This is a genomic window from Clostridium sp. YIM B02569 (genome assembly GCF_022320765.1).
GTDB classification, from domain to species: domain Bacteria; phylum Bacillota; class Clostridia; order Clostridiales; family Clostridiaceae; genus Clostridium; species Clostridium beijerinckii.
Genome location: NZ_JAKJJX010000008.1, coordinates 136,839 through 160,347, shown reverse-complemented (window position 1 = coordinate 160,347; position 23,509 = coordinate 136,839). Strand labels below are relative to the sequence as shown.

Annotated in this window: 17 protein-coding genes and 1 tRNA gene; 17 read left to right on the top strand and 1 reads right to left on the bottom strand. The window is 28.1% G+C overall.

The window, feature by feature from the left end; translation table 11 throughout:
• Positions 1-3: 3 nt before the first annotated feature.
• The 7 genes from L3B96_RS09445 (at position 4) to L3B96_RS09415 (ending at position 5,790) form a co-directional block, all read left to right on the top strand.
• Positions 4-1,311, top strand: coding sequence for an L-aspartate oxidase (locus L3B96_RS09445; RefSeq protein WP_238860532.1), 1,308 nt, complete (start codon positions 4-6; stop codon positions 1,309-1,311).
• Positions 1,286-2,131: a carboxylating nicotinate-nucleotide diphosphorylase gene (gene nadC / locus L3B96_RS09440; protein ID WP_238860530.1), complete on the top strand. Its 846-nt coding sequence runs from the start codon at positions 1,286-1,288 to the stop codon at positions 2,129-2,131. The genes L3B96_RS09445 and nadC overlap by 26 nt, the downstream gene beginning before the upstream one ends.
• A gap of 175 nt (positions 2,132-2,306) precedes the next feature.
• Entirely contained in the window at positions 2,307-3,041 is a 735-nt protein-coding gene (locus L3B96_RS09435; protein WP_023974031.1) for a 4Fe-4S binding protein, read from the top strand.
• Between the two features lie 220 nt (positions 3,042-3,261).
• Entirely contained in the window at positions 3,262-3,696 is a 435-nt protein-coding gene (locus L3B96_RS09430) for a universal stress protein (protein WP_011968140.1), read from the top strand.
• A gap of 314 nt (positions 3,697-4,010) precedes the next feature.
• Positions 4,011-4,256: a TIGR04540 family protein gene (locus tag L3B96_RS09425; RefSeq protein WP_238860528.1), complete on the top strand. Its 246-nt coding sequence runs from the start codon at positions 4,011-4,013 to the stop codon at positions 4,254-4,256.
• Positions 4,257-4,286: 30 nt separating this feature from the next.
• The gene (trpS, locus tag L3B96_RS09420; RefSeq protein WP_023974030.1) at positions 4,287-5,306 is read left to right on the top strand and encodes a tryptophan--tRNA ligase; all 1,020 of its coding nucleotides are present in this window, start codon (positions 4,287-4,289) and stop codon (positions 5,304-5,306) included.
• Positions 5,307-5,337: 31 nt separating this feature from the next.
• Entirely contained in the window at positions 5,338-5,790 is a 453-nt protein-coding gene (locus L3B96_RS09415; protein ID WP_238860526.1) for a DUF3284 domain-containing protein, read from the top strand.
• A gap of 57 nt (positions 5,791-5,847) precedes the next feature.
• Here the strand turns inward: L3B96_RS09415 and L3B96_RS09410 are convergent, their stop codons facing one another.
• On the bottom strand, positions 5,848-7,074 hold the full coding sequence (locus L3B96_RS09410; RefSeq protein ID WP_077829348.1) for an aminopeptidase: 1,227 nt from the start codon (positions 7,072-7,074) through the stop codon (positions 5,848-5,850).
• 313 nt (positions 7,075-7,387) lie between these two features.
• Between L3B96_RS09410 and polA the strand changes: the two genes are divergently transcribed.
• From polA to L3B96_RS09360, 10 genes are all read left to right on the top strand, one after another.
• Complete coding sequence (polA, locus tag L3B96_RS09405) at positions 7,388-9,991, top strand: DNA polymerase I (protein ID WP_238860524.1); 2,604 nt, start codon at positions 7,388-7,390, stop codon at positions 9,989-9,991.
• A gap of 36 nt (positions 9,992-10,027) precedes the next feature.
• Entirely contained in the window at positions 10,028-10,627 is a 600-nt protein-coding gene (gene coaE, locus L3B96_RS09400) for a dephospho-CoA kinase (RefSeq protein ID WP_077829350.1), read from the top strand.
• A gap of 14 nt (positions 10,628-10,641) precedes the next feature.
• Complete coding sequence (locus L3B96_RS09395) at positions 10,642-11,277, top strand: lytic transglycosylase domain-containing protein (protein WP_077829351.1); 636 nt, start codon at positions 10,642-10,644, stop codon at positions 11,275-11,277.
• 97 nt (positions 11,278-11,374) lie between these two features.
• A tRNA-Leu gene (locus L3B96_RS09390) sits at positions 11,375-11,460 on the top strand.
• Positions 11,461-11,857: 397 nt separating this feature from the next.
• A complete protein-coding gene (locus tag L3B96_RS09385) occupies positions 11,858-13,567 on the top strand; it encodes a methyl-accepting chemotaxis protein (RefSeq protein WP_238860522.1) in 1,710 nt (569 codons plus the stop codon).
• Between the two features lie 287 nt (positions 13,568-13,854).
• Positions 13,855-16,152, top strand: coding sequence for a YhgE/Pip domain-containing protein (locus L3B96_RS09380; RefSeq protein ID WP_238860520.1), 2,298 nt, complete (start codon positions 13,855-13,857; stop codon positions 16,150-16,152).
• Between the two features lie 34 nt (positions 16,153-16,186).
• Entirely contained in the window at positions 16,187-18,478 is a 2,292-nt protein-coding gene (locus L3B96_RS09375; RefSeq protein ID WP_238860518.1) for a YhgE/Pip domain-containing protein, read from the top strand.
• Positions 18,479-18,648: 170 nt separating this feature from the next.
• Entirely contained in the window at positions 18,649-20,559 is a 1,911-nt protein-coding gene (locus L3B96_RS09370; RefSeq protein ID WP_238860516.1) for a PAS domain-containing sensor histidine kinase, read from the top strand.
• Between the two features lie 2 nt (positions 20,560-20,561).
• Entirely contained in the window at positions 20,562-22,577 is a 2,016-nt protein-coding gene (locus tag L3B96_RS09365; RefSeq protein ID WP_238860514.1) for a HAMP domain-containing sensor histidine kinase, read from the top strand.
• A 178-nt stretch (positions 22,578-22,755) separates the two neighbouring features.
• Complete coding sequence (locus tag L3B96_RS09360; protein WP_077829357.1) at positions 22,756-23,256, top strand: TspO/MBR family protein; 501 nt, start codon at positions 22,756-22,758, stop codon at positions 23,254-23,256.
• The last annotated feature ends 253 nt before the right edge of the window (positions 23,257-23,509 follow it).

Below are 23,509 nucleotides of genomic sequence, written 5' to 3'. Positions count from 1 at the left end.
AATATGAATAAGTTTGTTGATGTTCTAATAATAGGTTCAGGGGTATCAGGTCTTTATTGTGGATTAAATTTAAGGAAAGATTTAAATGTCTTGATTGTATGCAAAGATAAGATTACTTGTAGTAACACTTATCTGGCACAAGGGGGAATATCTGTTGCAAAAGGTGTTGAGGATATTCCACTATATATAGAGGATACTTTAAAAGCAGGAAGATATAAAAATGATTTGGAGGCTGTTGAAACTTTAATTAATGAATCTATGGTTAACGTAGAATCATTGATTGAAATGGGAATTGCTTTTGATAGAAATGAAGATGGAAGTTTAAACTTTACAAAAGAAGGCGCTCATTCTGTAAATAGGATAGTCCATACAAAGGATAATACAGGAGAAAGTGCTGCAAAAATTTTAATTGATAAAGTGAAAAAGAGAGAAAATATAAGTGTTTATGAAAATACTCATTTTGTAGATATTATAGAAAAAGAAAATAATTGCATTGGAGCCATGTTAATAAGAGAAGATGAGCAAATAAATGTTTATGCAAAAGCTGTTGTATTGGCAACTGGAGGCATAGGTGGATTATTTAATAATTCAACTAATCAGAGAATATTGACAGGAGATGGAATAGCATCAGCAATAAGACACGGTATAGAATTAAAGGATATGGATTATATTCAAATTCATCCGACAGCATTTTATGAAGAAGGTGAAAATAAGAGGAAATTTTTGATATCAGAATCTCTAAGAGGGGAAGGTGGAATTCTTACAAATATAAAAGGGGAAAGATTCATAAATGAGCTTTTGCCGAGGGATGTGGTATCAGAAGCAGTATATAATCAGATAAAAGAGACAGAAGTACCTTATGTAAATTTAGATATAAGGTTTTTGGGAAAAGATTATATAATAAATAGATTTTCAACTATTTATGAGGAATGCTTAAAAAGAGGAACAGATATAACAAAAGAATTTATTAAGGTTTCTCCAGCTCAGCATTTTTTTATGGGAGGAATAAAAGTAGATTTGGATTCTAAAACATCTATGAAAAGCCTATATGCAGTTGGAGAGACAAGCTGTACAGGAGTACATGGTGCTAACAGACTCGCAAGTAATTCATTACTTGAAGGACTTGTATTTTCAAGAAGAGCTGCAATATCAATTAACAACATTGTGGATTATTTGGAAATTAAGGTTTTTCCTGTGGAGAGATTAGAAAAATCATGGGATGAATTACAAGAAGAAAATAAAGAGATAACTGTGAGAACTATAAAAGAAAAGGGTGGAAAGTTAGATGATAAATTATTTAGTTATAGATAAAATAATAAAAGATGCACTTATTGAAGATTGTCCAAGCGATGACATAACCACAAATTCAATCATAGGAGAAGAAAATATCTCTACAGTAGAATTAATTTGCAAGGAAGAAGGCATAGTTGCAGGCCTTGAAGTATTTAGAAGAGTATTTGATTTATTAGGAAATGTGGAGATCGAATTTTATAAGCGTGATGGAGATAATGCACATGTAAAAGACAGAGTTGCTTTTCTAAAAGGTAATACGAGAAGCTTATTAGTTGGGGAAAGGATTGCTCTAAATTTACTTCAAAGGATGAGTGGAATAGCTACATTAACGAATAGATTTATACAAGAAATAAAACACACAAATGCAAAATTATTAGATACAAGAAAAACAACACCAAATTTAAGGATATTAGAGAAATATTCTGTAAAGATTGGAGGTGGATGTAATCATAGATTTAATTTATCTGATGGTATAATGATTAAAGACAATCATATTAGTGCGGCTGGTGGAATAAAAAGGGCTATAGAGCTAACTAGAAAGAATTCTTCATTTGTTAGAAAAATAGAGGTAGAAACTGAAAATTTAGAAATGGTACAGGAAGCACTTTTAGCAGGCGCAGATATAATAATGCTTGACAATATGAATCTAGAGATAGCTAAAGAAGCAGTTGAAATAATAGGAAAAAGAGCCATAATAGAGTTCTCAGGAAACGTTGAACTTAATAATATTAAAGAAATAGCTGAAATAGGTGTTGATTACATATCTGTAGGAGCATTAACACACTCAGCTAAAATATTGGACTTCAGTTTAAAAAACTTAACATTGTTAGAAAATTAAAAATTGATAATTAATATTTCTGTATCAAATGAAACGGATTTTACATGAACATTCTATTATAATAATTCTATAAGTTAATTGATTTATTTAAATGCTATATTTCAATTATTAATGTATGGTCAAAAATTAATGATTAGTGAATTTAAATGAGTGTGAGATTTAGGAGGAGAATTTTATGATAAGAAGAGTTATTAAAATAGATGAAGAGAAATGTAACGGATGTGGTGTCTGCGCAAGTGCCTGTCATGAAGGAGCTATAGGTATAGTAGATGGAAAGGCAAAATTATTAAGGGATGATTATTGTGACGGGCTTGGAGATTGTCTTCCTTCATGTGAAACTAATGCTATTTCTTTCGAAGAGAGAGAAGCAGCTGCTTATGATGAAGAAGCTGTAAAGATAAACATGGAGAAAAGAAATACTGAGCAAAAGAAATTAGAGTTAAACAAGAATCAAACAATTCAATTTGGATGCCCAGGTTCACAATCCAGAATGTTAAGCCATAAGAAGATTGAAGTGAAGGATGCGAGAACTGAGGGTGAGATAGTATCACAATTGAATCAATGGCCTGTGCAGATTAAACTTGTTTCTCCAAATGCAGCATATTTTAATAATGCTAATTTACTTATAGCAGCAGATTGTACAGCCTATGCATATGGAGATTTTCATAATAAGTTTATTAGAAACAAAATTACATTAATAGGATGTCCAAAACTAGATGAGGGAGATTATTCAGAAAAGCTAACGACAATTTTGAAGATGAATGATATAAAAAGTGTTACTGTTGTAAGAATGGAAGTTCCATGCTGTGGTGGAATAGAAAATGCTGTGAAAAATGCATTAAAGGCAAGTGATAAAATGATTCCTTGGCAAGTAGTAACTATTTCTACTAATGGAGAAATTATAGAATAAAAATATAAATAAAATAAGGGTATATTTGCATATATAAAAAGTTTTATATGTAGATATGCCCTATAAATTTATAAAAATGATTATTTCAGGGTATACTTAAATTAGAAATGGGAATTTATACAGATAAGCAAAAAATTATATATTCATTAAGGTGAAATAGAGGATATTATTGCTAATGTGTAGAATACTATAATATCGAGATATTTAAGGGGGAGTATATATGAATAAAAGGAAAGTGTTAATACCAATAGACGGAACAGAAAGAAGTATGCATTCTTTAGAATTTGTAAAAGAAATATTTCCCGATAAAGATTCAATTGAAATTATAATAATGAATGTTAAAGAATTAGTACTGATAAATGAAATGATAGTTGCTGATGAGATAAAATTTGCACAAGAATTGGGTGAAGAAATATTACAAGCAGCTAAAGAAAAAATGAAAGATTATAAGACAGAAACTTATTTTACTTTTGGATATCCAGGAGATGAAATAATAAAGAAAGCAAACGAAGAAAATATAGGAGTAATCGTTATGACTAAATCTACTAAAAGAGGTTTAAATCGAATGATTGGCTCAGTAACTACTAATGTTGTCAAACGTGCCAAATGTATTGTAATGATAGTGCCTAATGATTTTTCAATTAGTATTAAATAAGCAAGTTAATCAGTAGGTTTGAAAATTAGAACTTTATAGGCTATCTTAAAAATTGCATTTTAAGGTAGTCTTTATTTTTGAATATAGAATTTTACTATGTATAATGATATAATAAAGCGAAACTTATTTGTTATAATATAAGTATTTATGGAACATTAAGTTAAAGATTTATATTAAATAATAATTTTAAGGTGGAATTTATTTTAACTTATATTAATACATGCGGTTAGTTCATAATTTTCAGATAAGGGATGAGAATTTTGAATTGATATAAATTATATAAAAATTATTTTGTTATATTTAAGGAGTAAGAAATGAGAGCAGTTTATAGAAATCCAAGAGAATTAGCAACATGTTTAAAGGACATTGTGGATACATATTATGATGACCTAATTTCACATGAAAAGATGGAAGAAAGAATTATGAAGATAGTTGATGCTAATAGAGAAGCTATATATAAAGAAAAAAATATGTCAGTTAAGATAGCTAATGTCTTAGGAGATAAAAGAGTAGATGTAATTAATAAAGTAGTTGAAAGTAAAACTAAGTCAGAAGTTTAATGAGTTTTGAGGTTTAGGAGTGAATTTGGAATGGGTAAGAAAGTAATATTAACAGGAGATAGACCAACAGGTAAATTACATATAGGACACTATATAGGTTCTTTAAAAAATAGAGTTGTACTTCAAGAATCAGGCTTATATGAAAGTTTTATAATGATTGCAGATCAGCAGGCTTTAACAGATAATGCAAGAAATCCTGAGAAGATAAGAAATAGTTTAACGGAAGTTGCACTCGATTATTTAGCAGTTGGAATTGATCCAAGCAAATCAAATATATTTGTACAATCACAGATACCAGAACTAAATGAATTAACAATGCATTACTTAAATCTTGTTACTTTATCAAGGTTAGAAAGAAATCCAACAGTTAAGCAAGAAATAAAACAGAAAAATTTTGAAAATAGTATTCCGGCAGGGTTTCTTATTTATCCAGTAAGTCAAGCAGCTGATATTACAGCATTTAAAGCAGACACAGTACCAGTTGGAGAAGATCAACTGCCTATGATTGAGCAAACAAGGGAAATCGTTAGAAGTTTTAACTCTATATATGGAGAAGTTCTAGTTGAGCCAGAAGCAGTACTTCCAAGTTCTAATGCAGGAAGATTACCTGGAACGGATGGAAAAGCTAAAATGAGTAAGTCAATAGGAAATTGTATTTATCTATCTGATGATGCTGATACAATTAAGAAAAAAGTAATGTCAATGTATACAGATCCTAATCATATAAGAGTAGAAGATCCAGGGCAAATAGAAGGAAATACTGTATTTACTTATCTAGATGTATTTGCAACTGATAAAAATGCTGTTGAAGAAATGAAAGAGCATTATAAACGTGGTGGTCTTGGTGATGTAAAAGTAAAAAAATACTTAAATGAAATTTTACAGGCTGAATTGGAACCAATAAGAAATAGAAGAATTGAGTTTGAAAAAGATATAGATGCAGTATATAAAATGCTAAAGGATGGTAGTAACAAGGCTAGAGAAGTGGCAGCTAATACTCTTAGAGAAGTTCGAGAAGCAATAGGGATAGAATATTTTACTGGAAAATAATAAAGTAAATTCATTAGAGGGGGAATTCAAAATGAAAGCTATTGGAATATTAAATTATCCAGTAGAAGATGTGTTCCATATTTTTATAAAAAATGCAAAGAAAGATTTTTCGGATTTTAACGAAGAAGATGCGACAGGATGTAAGATTCAAAAGAGCATAAATACTGGTAGGCCTAATCCAGTAGAATGTACAGTTGAAATAACAGGATATGCAAAAAATGAAAAATATCAAATTACTACCTCAACTGATTTTACAACATGTATATCAACATATAATTTCAAAGGGCAAAAAGATGGCACAACCAAATTAGTATTTGAAGAAGAACAGTCAACAGATAAGTTTTTTGGATATATGTCATTATGGATTCAAAGATTTATGGCTAGGCGCGCCTTTAAGGCAAAGTATAATAATATTGTAGATGCTCTCAATAATGAATTGAAGACATATGCTAATAATAAAGAACGAAGCAAGCCTAAAAAATAAATAATAAAAATACAGGGTTGTAAAATCAATCCTGTATTTTTATTTTATTAAAAAATATTAAAACCAATTACCATTATTAAAAATTTTAATTTCTTCACCAGCTGGTGTAATACCAGTTATATTTGTATCTTTAGTTCCTATCATAAAATCAACATGTATCAACGATACATTTGAACCAGATAGAATTGATTCTTCTCTTGTCATTTTTTCTCCTTTCTTTATACAGCAAGGATATGAAGAACCAAGAGCCAAATGGCATGAAGCATTTTCGTCATATAATGTATTATAAAAAATTATATTTGAATTTGAAATTGGAGAATTATATGGAACTAAGGCAACCTCACCTAGATATCTTGAACCTTCGTCTGTATTAAGAAGCTCAGTTAAAATATCTAATCCAGTTTCAGCAGAACAAGCTACAACTTTACCATTTTTAAATGTTAAGGAAAAATTGTTTATTAAATTTCCACAATAGCTTAAAGGCTTTGAGCTAAAAACAATTCCGTTTACGTCATCCAATTTAGGGGTAGTATAAACTTCTTCTGTAGGCATATTAGCAATAAATCTCAGACCATCTTGTGTTATATCCTCACCCCCGCACCAAATATGATCTTGAACTAATCCTATTTTTAAGTCAGTTCCAAGAGAATTTGTAAAATGAAGATATTTAAATTTATAGGAATTTAATTCTAATACCTTATCATGAAGAAGGTTAGTGTGTTTATTCCATGCATCTATAGGATCGGATTCTTTAAGTCTCATAACAGTAAAAATTGCATCCCATAATTTTTCAATTGCTTCACATGAGTTAGATTCACTAAAGACTTTTTTTGCCCAGTTTTCAGTTGGAATTGAAACTATGCACCAAGCATTTTTGTTGGAAGTACATGCGCTATGATATTTCTCTAAGGCTGTACGTCTGCCTTTTTGGTATGCCGATATTTTATCCGAATCTACATCTTTGAAAATATCTGGATCAGATGCGGAAATACTCAAAAATGCTGCATTATTTTCTACGTAATAGTCATATTTATCTTTTTCAAATTTTGGCGTAATAGAAAGAATTTCCTTTGAAGAATTATTAAATCGTATCTTATTGAATTTTTCATCATTATAATTTATAACTACATCAGAAGCACCAGATTTATAGGCTTCATCCGCAAGTAGCCTTGCAAAGTTACTACACTCAATAGGGCTATTTATAACTAAAAGTCCATCTTTTTGTATATTTACACCTTTGATAATAGCAAGTTTAGCATATTTAGATAAAAGGTTATCTAACAATTATATCACCTCATTACATAATAGATTTTTATAGTACTGGTTAATTTAAAATACTTTGCATTTGGAATTACGATCTATAATTAACATTATAACAATTTTTGCAAGTTATCTACTATAGTAAAATAAAGAATATACAAAATAAGAATTATTACTAATAATTATGGAAATAATATGAGATAAATTCATTACACAACAAGATACATATATACTTTAAGTTATACAATATAGTATAATGAGTTTAAATAATGACTTGAAGTAGATAATAATATTTCTAGTTGAGTAAATTTTTATGTTAAATTTCAGGAGGTTTCTAATGAGAAAATTATTGGTTTTAGACTCAAATTCACTTATGAATAGGGCTTTTTATGCTTTGCCTCCTCTTACAAATAGTGATGGAATAAATACTAATGCCATTTATGGTTTTATAAATATGCTACTTAAAATGAAGGATGAAATTAATCCAGATAGTATAATTGCTACTTTTGATTTGAAAGCACCAACTTTTAGACATAAAGAGTATTCTGAATATAAAGCAGGTAGGAATAAGATGCCGCCAGAACTTGCGGAACAATTCCCGATTATTAAAGAACTATTTAAGTTAATGGGAATTAAGATATTTGAAGTTGAAGGCTTTGAGGCAGATGATTTGATTGGAACAGTATCAAAATTTGCTGAGGACAATAATACAGAAGTATTTGTAGTTACAGGAGATCGTGATGCACTTCAACTAGCATCAGAAAAAACTAAAATTATAATTACTAAGAAAGGTGTCAGTGAAACTGCTGTTTATGATAAAGAAAGCTTTATGGATGAGTTTGAAGTGACTCCAGAGCAATTTATAGATGTAAAAGGATTAATGGGAGATAAGTCAGATAATATACCAGGCGTTCCAGGAGTGGGAGAAAAGACTGCTTTTAAGCTTATAAAGGAATATGGATCTGTTGAAGAAGTTATTAAAAATATAGATAAAATTTCAGGGAAAAAACTTAAGGAAAATTTAGAAAATAATGTTGAACAAGCAATATTTTCTAAGAAATTAGCTACAATTATGAGAGAAGTTCCAATCGAATTAAATTTAGAAGATATAAGTTCTAGTAATAAAGAAAATATATTAGAAATTAAGAAGATGCTCATTAAACTTGAGATGAAGTCAATATTATCTAAATTTAATGATGACACAGTTCAGGAAGAATCTAACATTGAAGTGAGAAATATTACTACAATTGAAGATATGAAAGCATTATTCTCAGAGATGAGAAATAGAATTTATATAGATTATACTTTAACTGATGCATCTAGATATTCTAAATTAAAACTTGAATATTTAATATTCGGGGAAGAAAATAAGGGTACTATTATAGATTTCAAAGACATAAGTTCTAAGGATAGTGAGGAAGCTTTAAAAGTTTTAAAAAATCTTATGGAAGATGATAATGTTAAAAAAGTTATTCATGATGGAAAAAACTTTGTTACATTTTTAAATAAAAATCAAATTGAAATAAAGGGATTTGATTTTGATACTGCGATAGCAGCTTATTTAATTGATTCATCAAAGAGTAAATATGAAATTCTAGAACTTGTTAATCATTATATTGGTGATAATCCTAACAGTGAAGACAGCAATATTAAGGCAATTCTTTGCAGTTACTTACCTATGGTTTATGAAAAATTAAAAGAAAATCTTCATAAGGAAAATATGGATCAACTTTATTATGAAGTGGAGCATCCATTAATTTATGTGCTTTCATCCATGGAGAGTATTGGATTTAACATAAATCAAGGTATGTTAGATGAGCTACAGACTAAGTTTAAAAAAGAAATTGATAAGACACAAAAAGAAATATATGAATTAGCGGATGAGGAATTTAATATTAGTTCTCCTAAGCAACTAGGAAAGATATTATTTGAAAAATTGGATTTGCCAGTCATTAAGAAAACAAAAACTGGATATTCAACTAACCAAGAAGTTTTAGAGAAGCTAATGAATAAGCATGATATAATACCTAAAATAATGTATTATAGGCAAATTACAAAGATAAATTCTACATATGTAGAAGGTTTAAAAAATGTGGTTGATGAAGATGGGCGTATCCATTCAAACTTCAATCAAACTGTGACTACAACAGGAAGACTATCAAGCACAGAACCTAATTTGCAAAATATTCCTATAAAATATGAAATGGGTAGAGAAATAAGAAAAGTATTTATACCAATGGAAGAAACTGATATACTGGTTTCATGTGACTATTCGCAAATAGAATTAAGGGTATTGGCTCATATTGCTGGAGATGAAAATATGATAGATGCATTTGAGCATCATAGTGATATTCACACAAAGACTGCTTCGGAAGTATTTAAAGTCCCAGTAGGAGAGGTTACTTCTCTTATGAGAAGTAGAGCAAAAGCAGTTAATTTTGGGATAGTGTATGGGATAAGTGCGTTTAGTCTTGCAGAAGATTTAAAGATCACAAAGAAAGAGGCAGAAGAATACATGTCTATATATTTAGAAAGATATCCTAAGATAAAAGAATATCTTGAAAATGTTGTAGAGGAAGCTAAAGAAAAGGGATATGTATTGACAATTTTAAATAGAAGAAGATTTATTCCTGAGATAAAATCTTCCAATAAGATAGTTAAGGCTTTAGGTGATAGATTGGCAATGAATGCACCAATTCAAGGAAGTGCAGCTGATATAATAAAGCTTGCAATGGTAAATGTTTATAACAGATTAAATGAAAAAGAGTTAAAAAGTGAATTAATCCTTCAAGTACACGATGAACTTATTTTAAATGTAAAAAAAGACGAATTTGAAGAAGTTAAAAATTTAGTTGCTTATGAAATGGAAAATGCAATTAAGTTAAAAGTAGCACTTGATGTGGATGTTAATTTTGGAGATACATGGTACGATGCCAAATAATGTATTGTGGAATTAAAAAAAGGTGGTTTTTATAAAATGGTTAAGATTGGTTTAACAGGTGGAATCGGCACCGGAAAAAGCACTGTATCAAATATTTTAAGTAAAGAAGAACTAAAAATAATAGATGCAGATGCTATAGCTAAAGAAGTACTTGAAAATAATCCAAAGATATTAGAAATGGTTCGGGCACAATTTGGAGCAGGTTTCTTTGACTGGAGAGGTGAATTTAGAAGGAAAGAATTTGGAAACCACATATTCAGATTTCCTAAACAAAGAATAAAATATGAAAGTATAATTATGCCGTATATTAAACAATCAATTGAAGAAAAGATAAAATTGTACGAACAAAAGAATGAAAAAATAGTAATAATAGATGCTCCTACTTTAATTGAAAATAATATGCATGAGGAAATGGATTATATTGTACTTGTATATGCGGATAATTCAGTTCAAATTCAAAGAGTTATGAATAGAGATAAATTAACTAAAGTTGAAACTGTTAGTAGAATAAATTCTCAAATGTCTATGGAAGAAAAAAAAGAGTTTGCGAATATTATTATTGACAATAATACTGATTTAATTGAATTGCAGAAGCAAGTTTATGATTTTATTGATTTTATAAAACTAATATGCTAAGTAAGGAGAATATAATGAAGTTTCTAAGAAAAACCTTTTGTGCAATAGTATTCTTAGTAGTAATTGTAGCAGCAATTGGCATAGGTTCGAGATATATTATAAAAGAAAAGTTTTTTCCTTATAAGTACCAGCAGTATGTTGATATGTACAGTTCGCAGTATAATCTAGATCCATTGCTAGTACTAGCAGTTATAAAAACTGAAAGTAAATTTGATGATGATGCGCATTCACATAAAAATGCAGTAGGTCTTATGCAAATAACGGTTGATACTGGACAATGGGCAGCGAAAGAAATGGGATATAATACATTCACTAAAGAAGACCTATATAATGAAGAATATAATATTAAAATGGGATGCTGGTACCTTAGGCGTTTGAATGATACTTTTGATAAAGATATGGATCTAACAATTGCAGCATACAATGCAGGACCAACTAATGTGCAATCATGGCTTGATAATAGAAAATACTCTTCAGATGGAAAAAGTGTAGATTATATACCTTTTGGAGAAACAAAAAAATATGTTGATAAGGTAAACACATATTATCATATATATCAATATCTTTATGATAAAAAAGACGATTATTTTGAGGCAGATAAGGTAGTTGATCTAATGAAAAGCTTCCTAAATGTACATTTCTTAAGTTAATTATTAGTCTCTGCCTAATAATTAACTTAAATATTTTATGAAAATTACTTGAATTTTAAATAAGAATAGATTATCATTAAATGAGTAATTTATATTTGCAGGTGTGGTGGAATGGCAGACACGCTATCTTGAGGGGGTAGTGTTCACATGGACGTACGGGTTCAAGTCCCGTCACCTGCACCAAAATTTGAATAAATTTCGTTGAGTTTGCTATTTTAGTAACTTGGCGAAGGTCTTATATATAACACATATTTAGTTATGAAGAATAGCTACATATGTGTTATTTTTTTGAAAAAACGTGTATTAGGATACATAATATATTTTTTATTTTAAAATCTTACCATTGTTTATAATATTATTACATGACTAATTAAACCTCTAAAATTACAAATAATAGAATTGAATTCAAGAAAGTTTTTAATGTTAATTAAGGAAACGACAATATAATTATTGTAATCATAGTTAAAAATTAAATTTTAATGAAATTAAAAAGGTTTTTGTAAAAAAACATCGAATAAGTATTTATACAAAATAAATTTATTGGATATTTATTATGTAATTAAAGGGGGAGTGGGTTTTAATGTTTAAATCGATTAAAGGTAAATTAGTGTCACTTATATCTATGCTTATTATTTCAATGGTTCTTTTAAGTTTATATTCAATTAATAACTTAAGTGTGATCAATACAGTTTCAGCTAATATGTCTACAGAATTAATTCCTGGGTTAATTCAATCAGGAAATATAAATACGATGACATCTGATTTTAGAATACTGGAATATGAACATATAATATCAAATGACAAAAATGAAATGGCTCAAAAAGAAAAAGATATGGAAGCGAAGAATAGTGAAATCCAAAGCAGTATGCAACAATATGAAAAAACATTTTATGATGATAAAGATAAGCAATTATTTGAGACAGCTAAAAATGATTGGAACCAATATTTGAAGGTGCATGAGAAAGTTATAAGCTTGAGTAGAGATTTAAGAACTGATGAAGCTATGGAAATTATGAATGGAGAAGCAAAGAAATATTTTAGCTCAGCATCAGAATCATTGAATGAATTGTCTAAGTATAATCAAGAAATGGGAGCGGATTTTTCTAAGCAGGGTAGTGATATATACCAAAAAGTAAAGAATATATCGATAATAATTATTTCAGTATTAATTATTCTTTCAATAATTATTTCATTTATGATTATTAAAGGAATAGTAGCATCACTAAAAAGTTTAAAGAATGAGCTAGATGCACTTGCAGAAAAAGGTGGGGATCTAACTCAAGAAATTAAAGTTAAATCTAAGGATGAAATTGCTGGACTTGCAAATAGTTTAAATAAATTTATATCAAACTTAAGATTAATAATTAGTGAAGTCAATGAGAGTACTGAAAATGTTATACATATAAATAATGATATAAATAGTAAGATAGATAATCTATCAAGCACAATAGAAGAGGTTTCAAGTAGTACAGAGGGTATTGCTGCGGGAATGGAAGAAACGGCTGCATCATCAGAGGAGATGTTAGCAACATCTCATGAAATTGAAAAAGCTGTGGAGGGAATCTCGGAAAAAATTCAAGATGGATTAATATCAGTTGAAGGAATACAAAAGAGTGCAGATAATGTTAAGAAAAATACAATCGAGTCACAAGAAAAAGCTAAGGCGATATTTTTAGAGACAAAAGAAGGTCTTGAAAAAGCTATTGAAAACTCTCATATTGTAGCTAGAATTAGTATATTATCTGAATCTATAATCGAGATTGCCGCACAAACAGATTTGTTGGCATTGAATGCTGCTATTGAAGCTGCTAGAGCAGGTGATGCAGGAAAAGGATTTGCAGTTGTTGCAGAAGAGGTAAGAAAACTTGCAGAAGAATCTAAGAATGTAGTTACTGAAATAAAGAATGTTACTGATAAAGTTACAGAATCTGTAGGCGATTTATCAAGCAATTCAAGTAAGCTTTTGAAATTTATTTCAAATAACGTAGATAATGATTATAAATCTATGATGGAAGTCGCAGATAAATATAGCAAGGATGCAGAATTTGTTAATAGTTTAGTTTCGGACTTTAGCTCAACTTCAGAGGAACTTTTGGCATCCATACAGGATATTTTAAAAACAATAGATCAAGTTGCAGAAGCTTCCACAGATGGAGCGGAAGGAACTACTGAAATAGCAGAAAAGGTAGTCGAAATAAATGAGAAAACTAATAAAATAATATTAAATATAAATGAATCTAAAGAGAGTACAAGTAAATTAATTAAAAAAATATCTGCATTTAAATTTTAATAAAAGTAATTGCTAATTTCAGATTCTGATACATAGAAGGAAGAGATAAGAATTGATTAACTATTAGTAATTTTATAGCCTTTAGCATAATAGCTAAGGGCATTTTCTTTATTTTTTTATCATACATCTCATCTTAATTGAATAGGTAAATGTATAATAGTTAATTTCTCCAGAATAGAAATAAAGTTTTAAGTACGGAAAATAATTATTGGAGAAAAAATGACTCTTGGTCATTTTTGTGTGATATAATCTATACAAAGAAATATTTTCTGACAGGAGCATTGAATATGAAGAATATAATAAATATTTTTAAACGGGATATGAAGAATATATTTACTAATTGGGTGGCAGCGCTTGTTGTAGTAGTTTTAATGATAATACCATCTTTATATTCATTAATAAATATTGAGGCATCCTGGGATCCATATTCTAATACGAAGGGAATAGAAGTTGCAATTGTTAATGAAGATAAGGGAACGGTATACAAAGAACATAGTATAAATTTAGGCGATGAATTAGTTGATAAGCTCAAGGAAAATGATCAATTAGGATGGGTATTTGTAGACAAAGAAACTGCCAAAAATGGTTTAACAAATGAAAAGTATTATGCAATGATTGAAATACCACAAGATTTTTCAGAGGATGTTACGACTGTAGTTAAGAAAGACGTTACAAAACCTAAGTTAATATATACTGTAAATGAGAAGAAAAATGTTATTGCATCTAAAATAACTGATGCAGGTGTAAAAAGTGTCAAAACTCAATTAGATGAGAATATAGCAAAGAGTATATCGGGAATAATGTTCAGATTATGTGATGAGGTTGGTATAGATATACAAAATAACAGATCTGAGCTTAGAAATATAATAGATTCAGTATATAAATTAGATGATAATATGCCTGAAATTGAAAAAATGCTAGATGAAGCAATTAATGGAACAATAAGTGCTTCTGAGTTAATGATAAAAACAAATGAGCTTATACCAACTGCAGCAGACACTGTTGATGAAACTGCTGAATTTTTAAATAATACACAAAGTTTTCTAAATGAAACACAAGGAGATTTGCAGAATGAATCTCCAAAAGTTAAAGAAGACCTTATTGAATGTGAAAATACGCTCGATATTATAGGGACAGAGCTTAAAAATGTTGATGAAAATATATCACCAGAAGTAGAAAAAAAAGCATTGTTACAGATATTAGATACGTCTAAAGCAATTAGGACTAGTGCTAGCGATGCTAAATCTAGATTGAAGAACATAAAAAAAGCTATTGATAAGATTAGCGAAATAGAAATTCCTAAACCTTCAATTGACAACTCACTACAAAGCTATGATGAAATAAAAAAGCTTCAGCAAGTTTTTGATAAACAAGCAGATGTAATTGAAAATCAAAGAGATTTGTTAAAGCAAGAGAGTAGGACAATTTCTAAAATTATAGATAGGTTAGATAATATAGATAATAATCTTGATAAATTAATTGATAGAACTAATAAAGATATTGATAAATTAAATAGTGGAGATAAAATATTGGACACGCAGGATCTTACAGATACTAGAAAAGTATTAGATGATTTGCATAATTTAGTTTCTGATATAACAGATAATTATGATTCAGAAATTGTACCAACAATTAATAAGGGGTTTGACTCAATGAGCGAGATAATTGATACTGGGTTAAACTTATCGGCTCAAGGAAAAAAAACTTTGCCAGATGTTCAAGAGATGTTGAATACTTTCAAGAATACAGCAGATTTATCTAATGATGAATTAAAAAAATTAAAAGAGAAGTTTCCAGATATAAGAGACAATGTACATGAGCTTGCGCAGAGACTTAAGAAAATAGATAACAAGAAAGATATTGATGAATTATTAGATATGATAACAAATGATTGGAACGCTCAAAGTGATTTTTTATCTAGTCCTGTAGAAATTCAGGATAATAGATTATTCCCATGGCCTAATTATGGATCTACAGTAACGCCATTTTATACAGTTCTTTGCTTATGGATTGGGGGATATGTATTATCAGTCCTAATTGGAACAGAGTCACATTCTATAGAAAATGATAAAGAATTAAATAAGTACGAGAAATATTTTGGAAGGCTATCGTTATTTTTATTTATAGGAATAGGCCAAGCTTTAGTAGCTAGCCTAGGAGCATTATTTATATTGCATTCTTATTCAGTTCATCCAGTAATGTTTGTCTTCTATTGTATATTTATAAGTGTTGTATTTAATTGCATAATTTATACAGCTGTTAGTCTTTTTGGGTATGGAGGAATAGTCATAGGTGTGGTATTGCTTGTTATACAAGTTGCTGGAACTAGTGGCAATTTCCCAATAGAAGTTAATCCGGCAGGATATCAAAAGCTATTTCCATTTCTTCCATTTACCTATGCAATAAGTGGGGTTAGACAAATTATGGCAGGAGTAATATATTCAATATTATTTAAAGATAGCATTATATTATTTATGTTTATGATAGGATCAATTATTATTGGAGTTTTGGCTAAAGAACCGATAAATGCAAAAAGAATAAATATTGTTGAAAAATTAAAAGAAAGCTCAATAATGAGTAGTTAAAATAATCTATATTGCAATACTAGGGGAATTAATTATGAAGAATATATTTAGAATATATAAAAGAGATATTAATAAAATACGTACTAACTGGGTAGCAAGACTTATGATTATGGTAATGATAATTATTCCATCTATGTACTCATTGATAAATATAAAAGCTTCATGGGACCCTTATTCCAATACAGCTGGAATTAAGATTGCTATTATTAATGAGGATAAAGGTACTGTATTTAAGGACAAGAATATAAATTTAGGAGAAGATTTAGTTGATAAACTTAAGGAAAATGATAAATTAGGATGGGTTTTTACAGATAAGGAAAATGGGGAGCAAGGTTTGCTACTAGAAAAGTATTATGCAACAATTGAAATTCCAGAAAACTTTTCTGAAGACATTACAACATTGTTAGAAAAAAATATTAATAAACCAAAGTTAATATACACAGTAAATGAAAAGAAAAATGCGATTGCTCCCAAGATGACAGATTCAGGTATAAAAACAGTAAAAAATGAGTTAGACGAAAATGTAATTAAGACAGTCTCAGGAATATTGTTTAGGATATGTAACGAAAGAGGAGTTGATATACAGGACAACAGGCCTAAGCTTAGAAAAATAGTTGATAACATATATGAGTTAGATGATAATGTGTCAGAAATCGAAACACTTTTAGATGATGCAAGCAACGGAACAGCTAATTTGAAAAATGTGTTAACTAAAACTAATGATATGCTTCCAACAATATCTAATGCTATTGATTCATCAAGTGATTTTTTAAATAATAGTAAATCGGTTTTAGATGATACTCAGGGAAAACTATCAGATATTTCTCCAACAGTAAAGCAGGACCTAATAAAATCAGAAAATGTACTCGATAATTCAAGTGTAGAACTTAAAAATCTAGATGAGAATGTATTACCAGAAGTATCTAAAAAGGTGTTATTAAATGTAAGGGATTCTGCTATTGCAACAGAAGAGACGATTAATAATGTTAAATATAGACTTAGAAATATAAAGAAACTCATTGATAAATTAAGTGATATAGAAATCAAAATACCTTCATTTGGTGATAATGTTCCGAATATAGATTCGATAAAATTAATTACAGACAAACTAGATAAACAATTAAATTCAGTAAAAAATATGCAAGATGATTTGAAAGATATAAGTAAAGTGATTTCAGATAATATTGATAAGCTAGATACGATTGAAGATAAATTACAAATAGTAGCTGATAAATCGGATGAAGAAATTAAGAAAATAGATAATGATGAATTAAATGTGCAAACACTTAAGGATATTATAAAAGTTGTAGATGAAGTACATAGTTTGGTGGCAGATATTACAGACAACTATGATTCAGAAATTGTACCAGGAGTAGAAAAGAGCATTAATTCAACTAGAAAGGTTTTAGATGATAGCTTATCTATTATTGATGAAGGGAGAAATACATTACCAGAAGTAGAAAAATTGCTAAGTGTTTCACAGGATGCAACCAACTTAACTAACGATGAATTAACTAGTTTAAAAAGCAGGTTACCAGACGCTAAAAATAAGATTCATGAATTGTCAGATAAAATCAAGGACATGGATGAAGAAGATAAAATTGATGAATTATTAGACATGATGACAAGCAATTGGGAAAATCAAAGTGATTTTGTAGCGAGTCCAGTTGAAATAGAAGATAATAGATTATTTCCATGGCCTAATTACGGCACAGCTACGACTCCATTTTATACAGTACTTTGCTTATGGGTTGGGGGATTGTTGGCATCGGCTTTATTATCGCTGGAAGCACCTAAATTTGATGATGGAACAAAAATTAAACCATATGAAATGTATTTAGGAAAACTATTATTATTTTTGACAGTTGGAGTATGCCAAGCATTAGTTGCAAGTATAGGTAGCTTAATTATGCTAAAGGTTTATGCAGTTCATCCTATAATGTATATTTTTTATAGTATATTTGTAAGTATTATATTTGTAATTGTTATATATACTGCAGCAAGTATACTAGATGATGTAGGGAAAGCCGCAATTGTTATAATATTAGTACTTCAGATGGCAGGAGCAAGTGGTAACTTTCCGATTGAAGTTGCACCAGTATTTTTTCAAAAATTGTTTCCTTTTTTGCCTTTTACATATGCAATTAGTGGTATGAGACAGATTATGGCGGGAATAGTGTATTCAATATTGATTAAAGACATAGCAGTTTTGTCTATATACATGTTTGTTTCATTAATTGCTGGAATATTATTAAAAGGATTTATGAACAGTATTACAAATAATTTTATGGAGAAATTAAAAAAGAGTGGAATATTGAGACATTAGTAGTTGTTAAAATAAAATTATTATTAATTGGAATAAATAGTCAACACAACTGATTGCTGGCTATTTTTTTCTGCAAAAAATTAATTGTATACATTTATTTATAAAAGTAAGGTGGCATAATAGAAGAAAATGATATAATAAGGTTATAGTTTCATAAAATAGGGGGAAAAATGGAAAAGTATAAAAGACTATCAAATGATTTTGTTATGAGTAAATCTATAATCATATATATTTATATGATAAGTATATTTTTATATTTTATATTAAAATTTATTGTTAATGATGCTAGTGTACATATACCTTTAATTTTTAGAATTTATTACATAACCCTAAGTATAATTTTATTTGTATTATTAAAGCAAGTGAGAAGATTTTACAAAAGATATGTTTCGAAGATAATAATAATATTTTTCTCATTAATGATATTTATATCATCGTTTGGATTTATAATGAAAATTTATGATGCAAATAGCTTAATAGAAATTAAAAATTATATAAATTTAAGCAGAGAGAGCATATTACTAATAGAAACTTTTGCTAGTTATGTATTAACTGAATATTATTTGGAAAGAAGAAAATTAAAGATAGAAAGTTACGGAATATTAATTTTAATTATTACATGTACTTTACTGAGTTATTTTTCTAATTTGACTATACTCTTTGTGAAAATTATATATACGGTTATTGAGATACCAGCATTTATAAAAATAGTTATGAACTTAAAAAAATCAAACTACTTAAGGGAACATGGATGGAGTATCATAAAAGTTTACATATCCTCAACGGTTCTGATATTTTTAATTAATATATATGCATTTAACAATAGCCAATATATAAAAGATGCATTAATTGAAGTTATACATTTTGCAAACTTTACAATGCTTTGGAATTTTATTATATCTAGGTTGGTTAAAGATCCATATAAGGCCTTATCACGTTCATTGAATGATAAAAATGGGGAACTAGATGAACTAAATAATGAAATAGAATTAGGAAATGCTAAGTTAGAGAGTTCAATAAATTTATTAAGAAGTAAAGAGTATTTATATTCAACATTATTTAGGTTCATGCCTCATCCAATTATAATTCTGAATGCAGATAATGATAGAATATTATTTGTGAATAAACAATTTTTAAAGATTTCGGGAATCTCAAAAAAAAGAGAAATAATAAATAAAAAAATAAGCAATTATATTGATTTTGTAAATAATAATGCAGAAAATAAAGATTATGATGCAATTCTTTATATAGGAAATCAAAAAAAATTTATAAAGGCAGAATTTTTGCCTTATTATGAAAATGTATCATGGAAATTGCTATTGATTAAAGATAGAACTTCTAAAGTTCTTGTGGATGAAATAAGGAAAGAAGTTGAGAATAAACAAATTGAAGAAAGTATTAGGAGAGAATTTCTTTCAAATATAAGTCATGATTTGAAAACTCCGATAAATGTAATATATTCGGCAATGCAGGTAGAAAAAATATATGTTGAAAAAGAAGACTTTGATATATTAAAGAAATATAATGATATATCTAAGCAAAACTGTATCTCTTTAATTAAATTAACCAACAATTTAATAGATAATTCAAAGATAAATTCCCATTATTTGACGCCAAGATTAGAGAATATGAACATAGTTGAGGTCATAGAGGACAATGTGATGTCATTAGTAGAATATGTGAAGTTAAATAATATAAATTTAATTTTTGATACTAATACTGAAGAGTGTTACTTGGATATTGATCGTGAATTTATGTATAGAATAATTCTAAATTTAGTTTCTAATGCTGTGAAATTTACTAAAGATGGTGGACAAATATGCGTGGTGGTAAACGAATTTGATGATAAGGTCAATATATCTGTAAAAGATAATGGAATTGGAATAGATGAAGAATTTATATACGAAGCATTTAATAGATATTCAATTGGAGGAAATTGTAATCCTGACCGAAAAAGTGGGACAGGCATAGGGCTTTTTGTAGTAAAACAATTAATTGAACTACAAGGCGGAAAAATCGAAATAAAAAGAAATAATAATTTAGGGACAACTGTAAGTATTGAATTTAGGAAAGGGATATAGAGATGTATAATGGTTTCTTAGCATTGGACAAAATAAAGATAAAAATTAGAAACATTCAGAAGTATGCATTTTTAACGGTACTAATAATTTTATGCTCTATTCTTACTGATAATGTTAATTTTTATTTGCTATTGAATAATATAATTGCAATATCTATGATTTTGGCGTTTATTTATGTGTATATAATAAGGGGGAAGTTTGTCGGTAAAGGTTTTGTAGCAAGATTCAAAGTGATATATTTAATACTTATTATGATACTAGCTATAAATGTTACTGAGATAATAATGTTATTTAAGGATATTCCTAAAAGTTACTTCATACTTTTTTATAGCATGCACGCTACTTTAGAATATTGCATAATAAAAATAGGACTCCTGGTTAAAAATAATAATAGAAAGAGTCTTGTAATATGTATATCCGAAATAGTAATTATCATAATGCTTGGTATTGGCTTTAATGGAGGAAATGGAATACATAATCCTTATGAACTATCATTTTTTATATGGAGCATTACTATAAGTGTTTTGTTAAGCATAGGTTTGTGCATATCTACAGCACAAGATATGTTATCTAAAAGAAAACAATTTACCATTGCTGAATTTAGACAAATAATATTTTATATTTTTTCTATATTATTTAATTATTTGGGATTTATATGTCTTTATATGAGCTATGTGAAAGTTTCTGAATTTATATTAATTGTTAAATGTATTACTTTATATAAATTTTATGATTACATAATAAGTAAAGTAGTGGATAGTTCATTAAAAGAACTTAATAATAATATAGGCAATGCAACTAAAACAAAGAAAGAACTTAACTCTATATTAAGGAAAAGGAATTCTATATTAAATGAAATAAGTGTAATGATCAAAAAGAGTGGAGATAGGAATAATGAACTAATTGATTCTATTTATGGAGGTGTATTTCTATTTTACTTAGATAGACTTCGACACATAAATAAGAGGACATTAAAAACTTTAAACATAACTAATGATGAGATCTTAGGAATAGAAATAAATGATTTTATAAAAATGTATTTTGATATAACACTTGAAGATATTAAGAAAGCGGGCAATTATATCCCATGCATAAAAATGAAACATACTGATTTCGAAGTTGAAATATTTTTGGCTTCCATAGATGAGATAAGCAAGATTCTTTACATACATGATATAAGTGAAATTAAAGAAAATAAAAAGATGAGAGAAATTCTTGAAGAATATTTGCAAGAGGATGAAATAAAAAAAGAATTTTTCTCTAATATTTCTCATGAACTAAAAACGCCTATAAATCTTATATTTTCTGCATTGCAGGTCAATCAAATTTATTTTAATGAAAATAATCTAGATGGAGTAAATAAGAATAGAAAGATCATAAAACAAAATTGTTTAAGGCTAATAAGGACTATTAATAATTTTATAGATGCTAATAAAATTTCAGAGGGATATCTAATTCCAAATTTAAAAATACATAATATAGTTAACATCGTAGAAGAGGTTTCGATGGCGTCTAATAAGTACATAAAATTAATAAATAATACTTTGACATTTGATGCACAGGAAGAAGAAATCTATGTTAAGTGTGATAAGGAAATGATAACAAGAATTATGTTGAATATTCTTTCTAATTCTGTTAAATATGGAAAGCAAGGGGGGAGAATAAATGTGAGTGTAGAGCTTGATAAGTATAACAAAATTGCTATAAAAGTTAAAAATGATGGCTTGAAAATTGATAAAGAAACCATTCCGTATATTTTTGATAAATTCACTAAACTGAATAAAACTTTTAATAGACTAAAAGAAGGAAGCGGTTTAGGTTTATTTTTAACTAAAGCCTTAGTTGAACTTCAAGAAGGAACTATACGGCTCACATCAAATAATAGAGGAAATGAATTCACCATAATTATGCCTATGGCTGAGCAATCGTATGAAGATAAATTCAATAATGAAGATTGGGAAACAAATTTATTAGAAGAAAAGATAGATATAGAGTTTTCAGATATATATATTGAGTAGAATTAACTTAATAGGAAATTAAAGAAGTAAGTAGACATGAATTTAATAAATTTGTAGGTACTAAAAATAATTACAATTTGAATAAATAGTTTTATTAATTAATCATAGTTTTACATAAATAAACATATATTAAATTAGTTATGTTAAACTAATTACTTAAATTTGAGGTGTATAATTTATGTCAGAAAAGTCAGGGAATAAAAAAAAGATAAGAATTATTCCATTGTTTGCATCAATAATTATTCCACTTTTAATAGGGTGGCTTTCAACATTATTAGTTCCTAATATGAGATCAATATATGAAAGCTTAATTAAGCCACCTTTTTCACCACCTGCAATGGTTTTTCCGATTGTGTGGACTATACTTTATATAATTATGGGAATATGCTCATATAAAGTATATATTTTGAAATATGAGAATGTAGATGTAAGCTCTGCAATATTTGTTTACGCTATACAACTATTATTAAATTTTTTATGGACTATAATTTTCTTTGGGTTTAAGCTTTATGCGTTAGCATTTCTAGAACTTATTATTTTGATTATCTTTGTAATTTTAACTATAAAGAGGTTTTATGAAAAGATTGGAAATAAGGCATTTCTATTAATTCCTTATTTGGCTTGGTTAATATATGCGGGAGTGTTGAATTTTTTTATTTGGATGTTAAATGAAATGTAAGGAGCTTATATTCCATGTAATTAATACTTTTAAGATGGTTGCTAAGATTAATATCTAGGTAATCATTTTTTTTATTTACTGCTATATTTTTATTGCATGATTTGAAAGGGACAGATGTGTAAAAAACTTCTAGCTCCACAGTTGCCTGTGATTTTATTCTGATTTTTAATATTATTTATGTTTTAGTTTATAAAAAAATATATCTATTTTGCCATTTAAAGAATATTAATATTATATACTATCAATTTAGGGA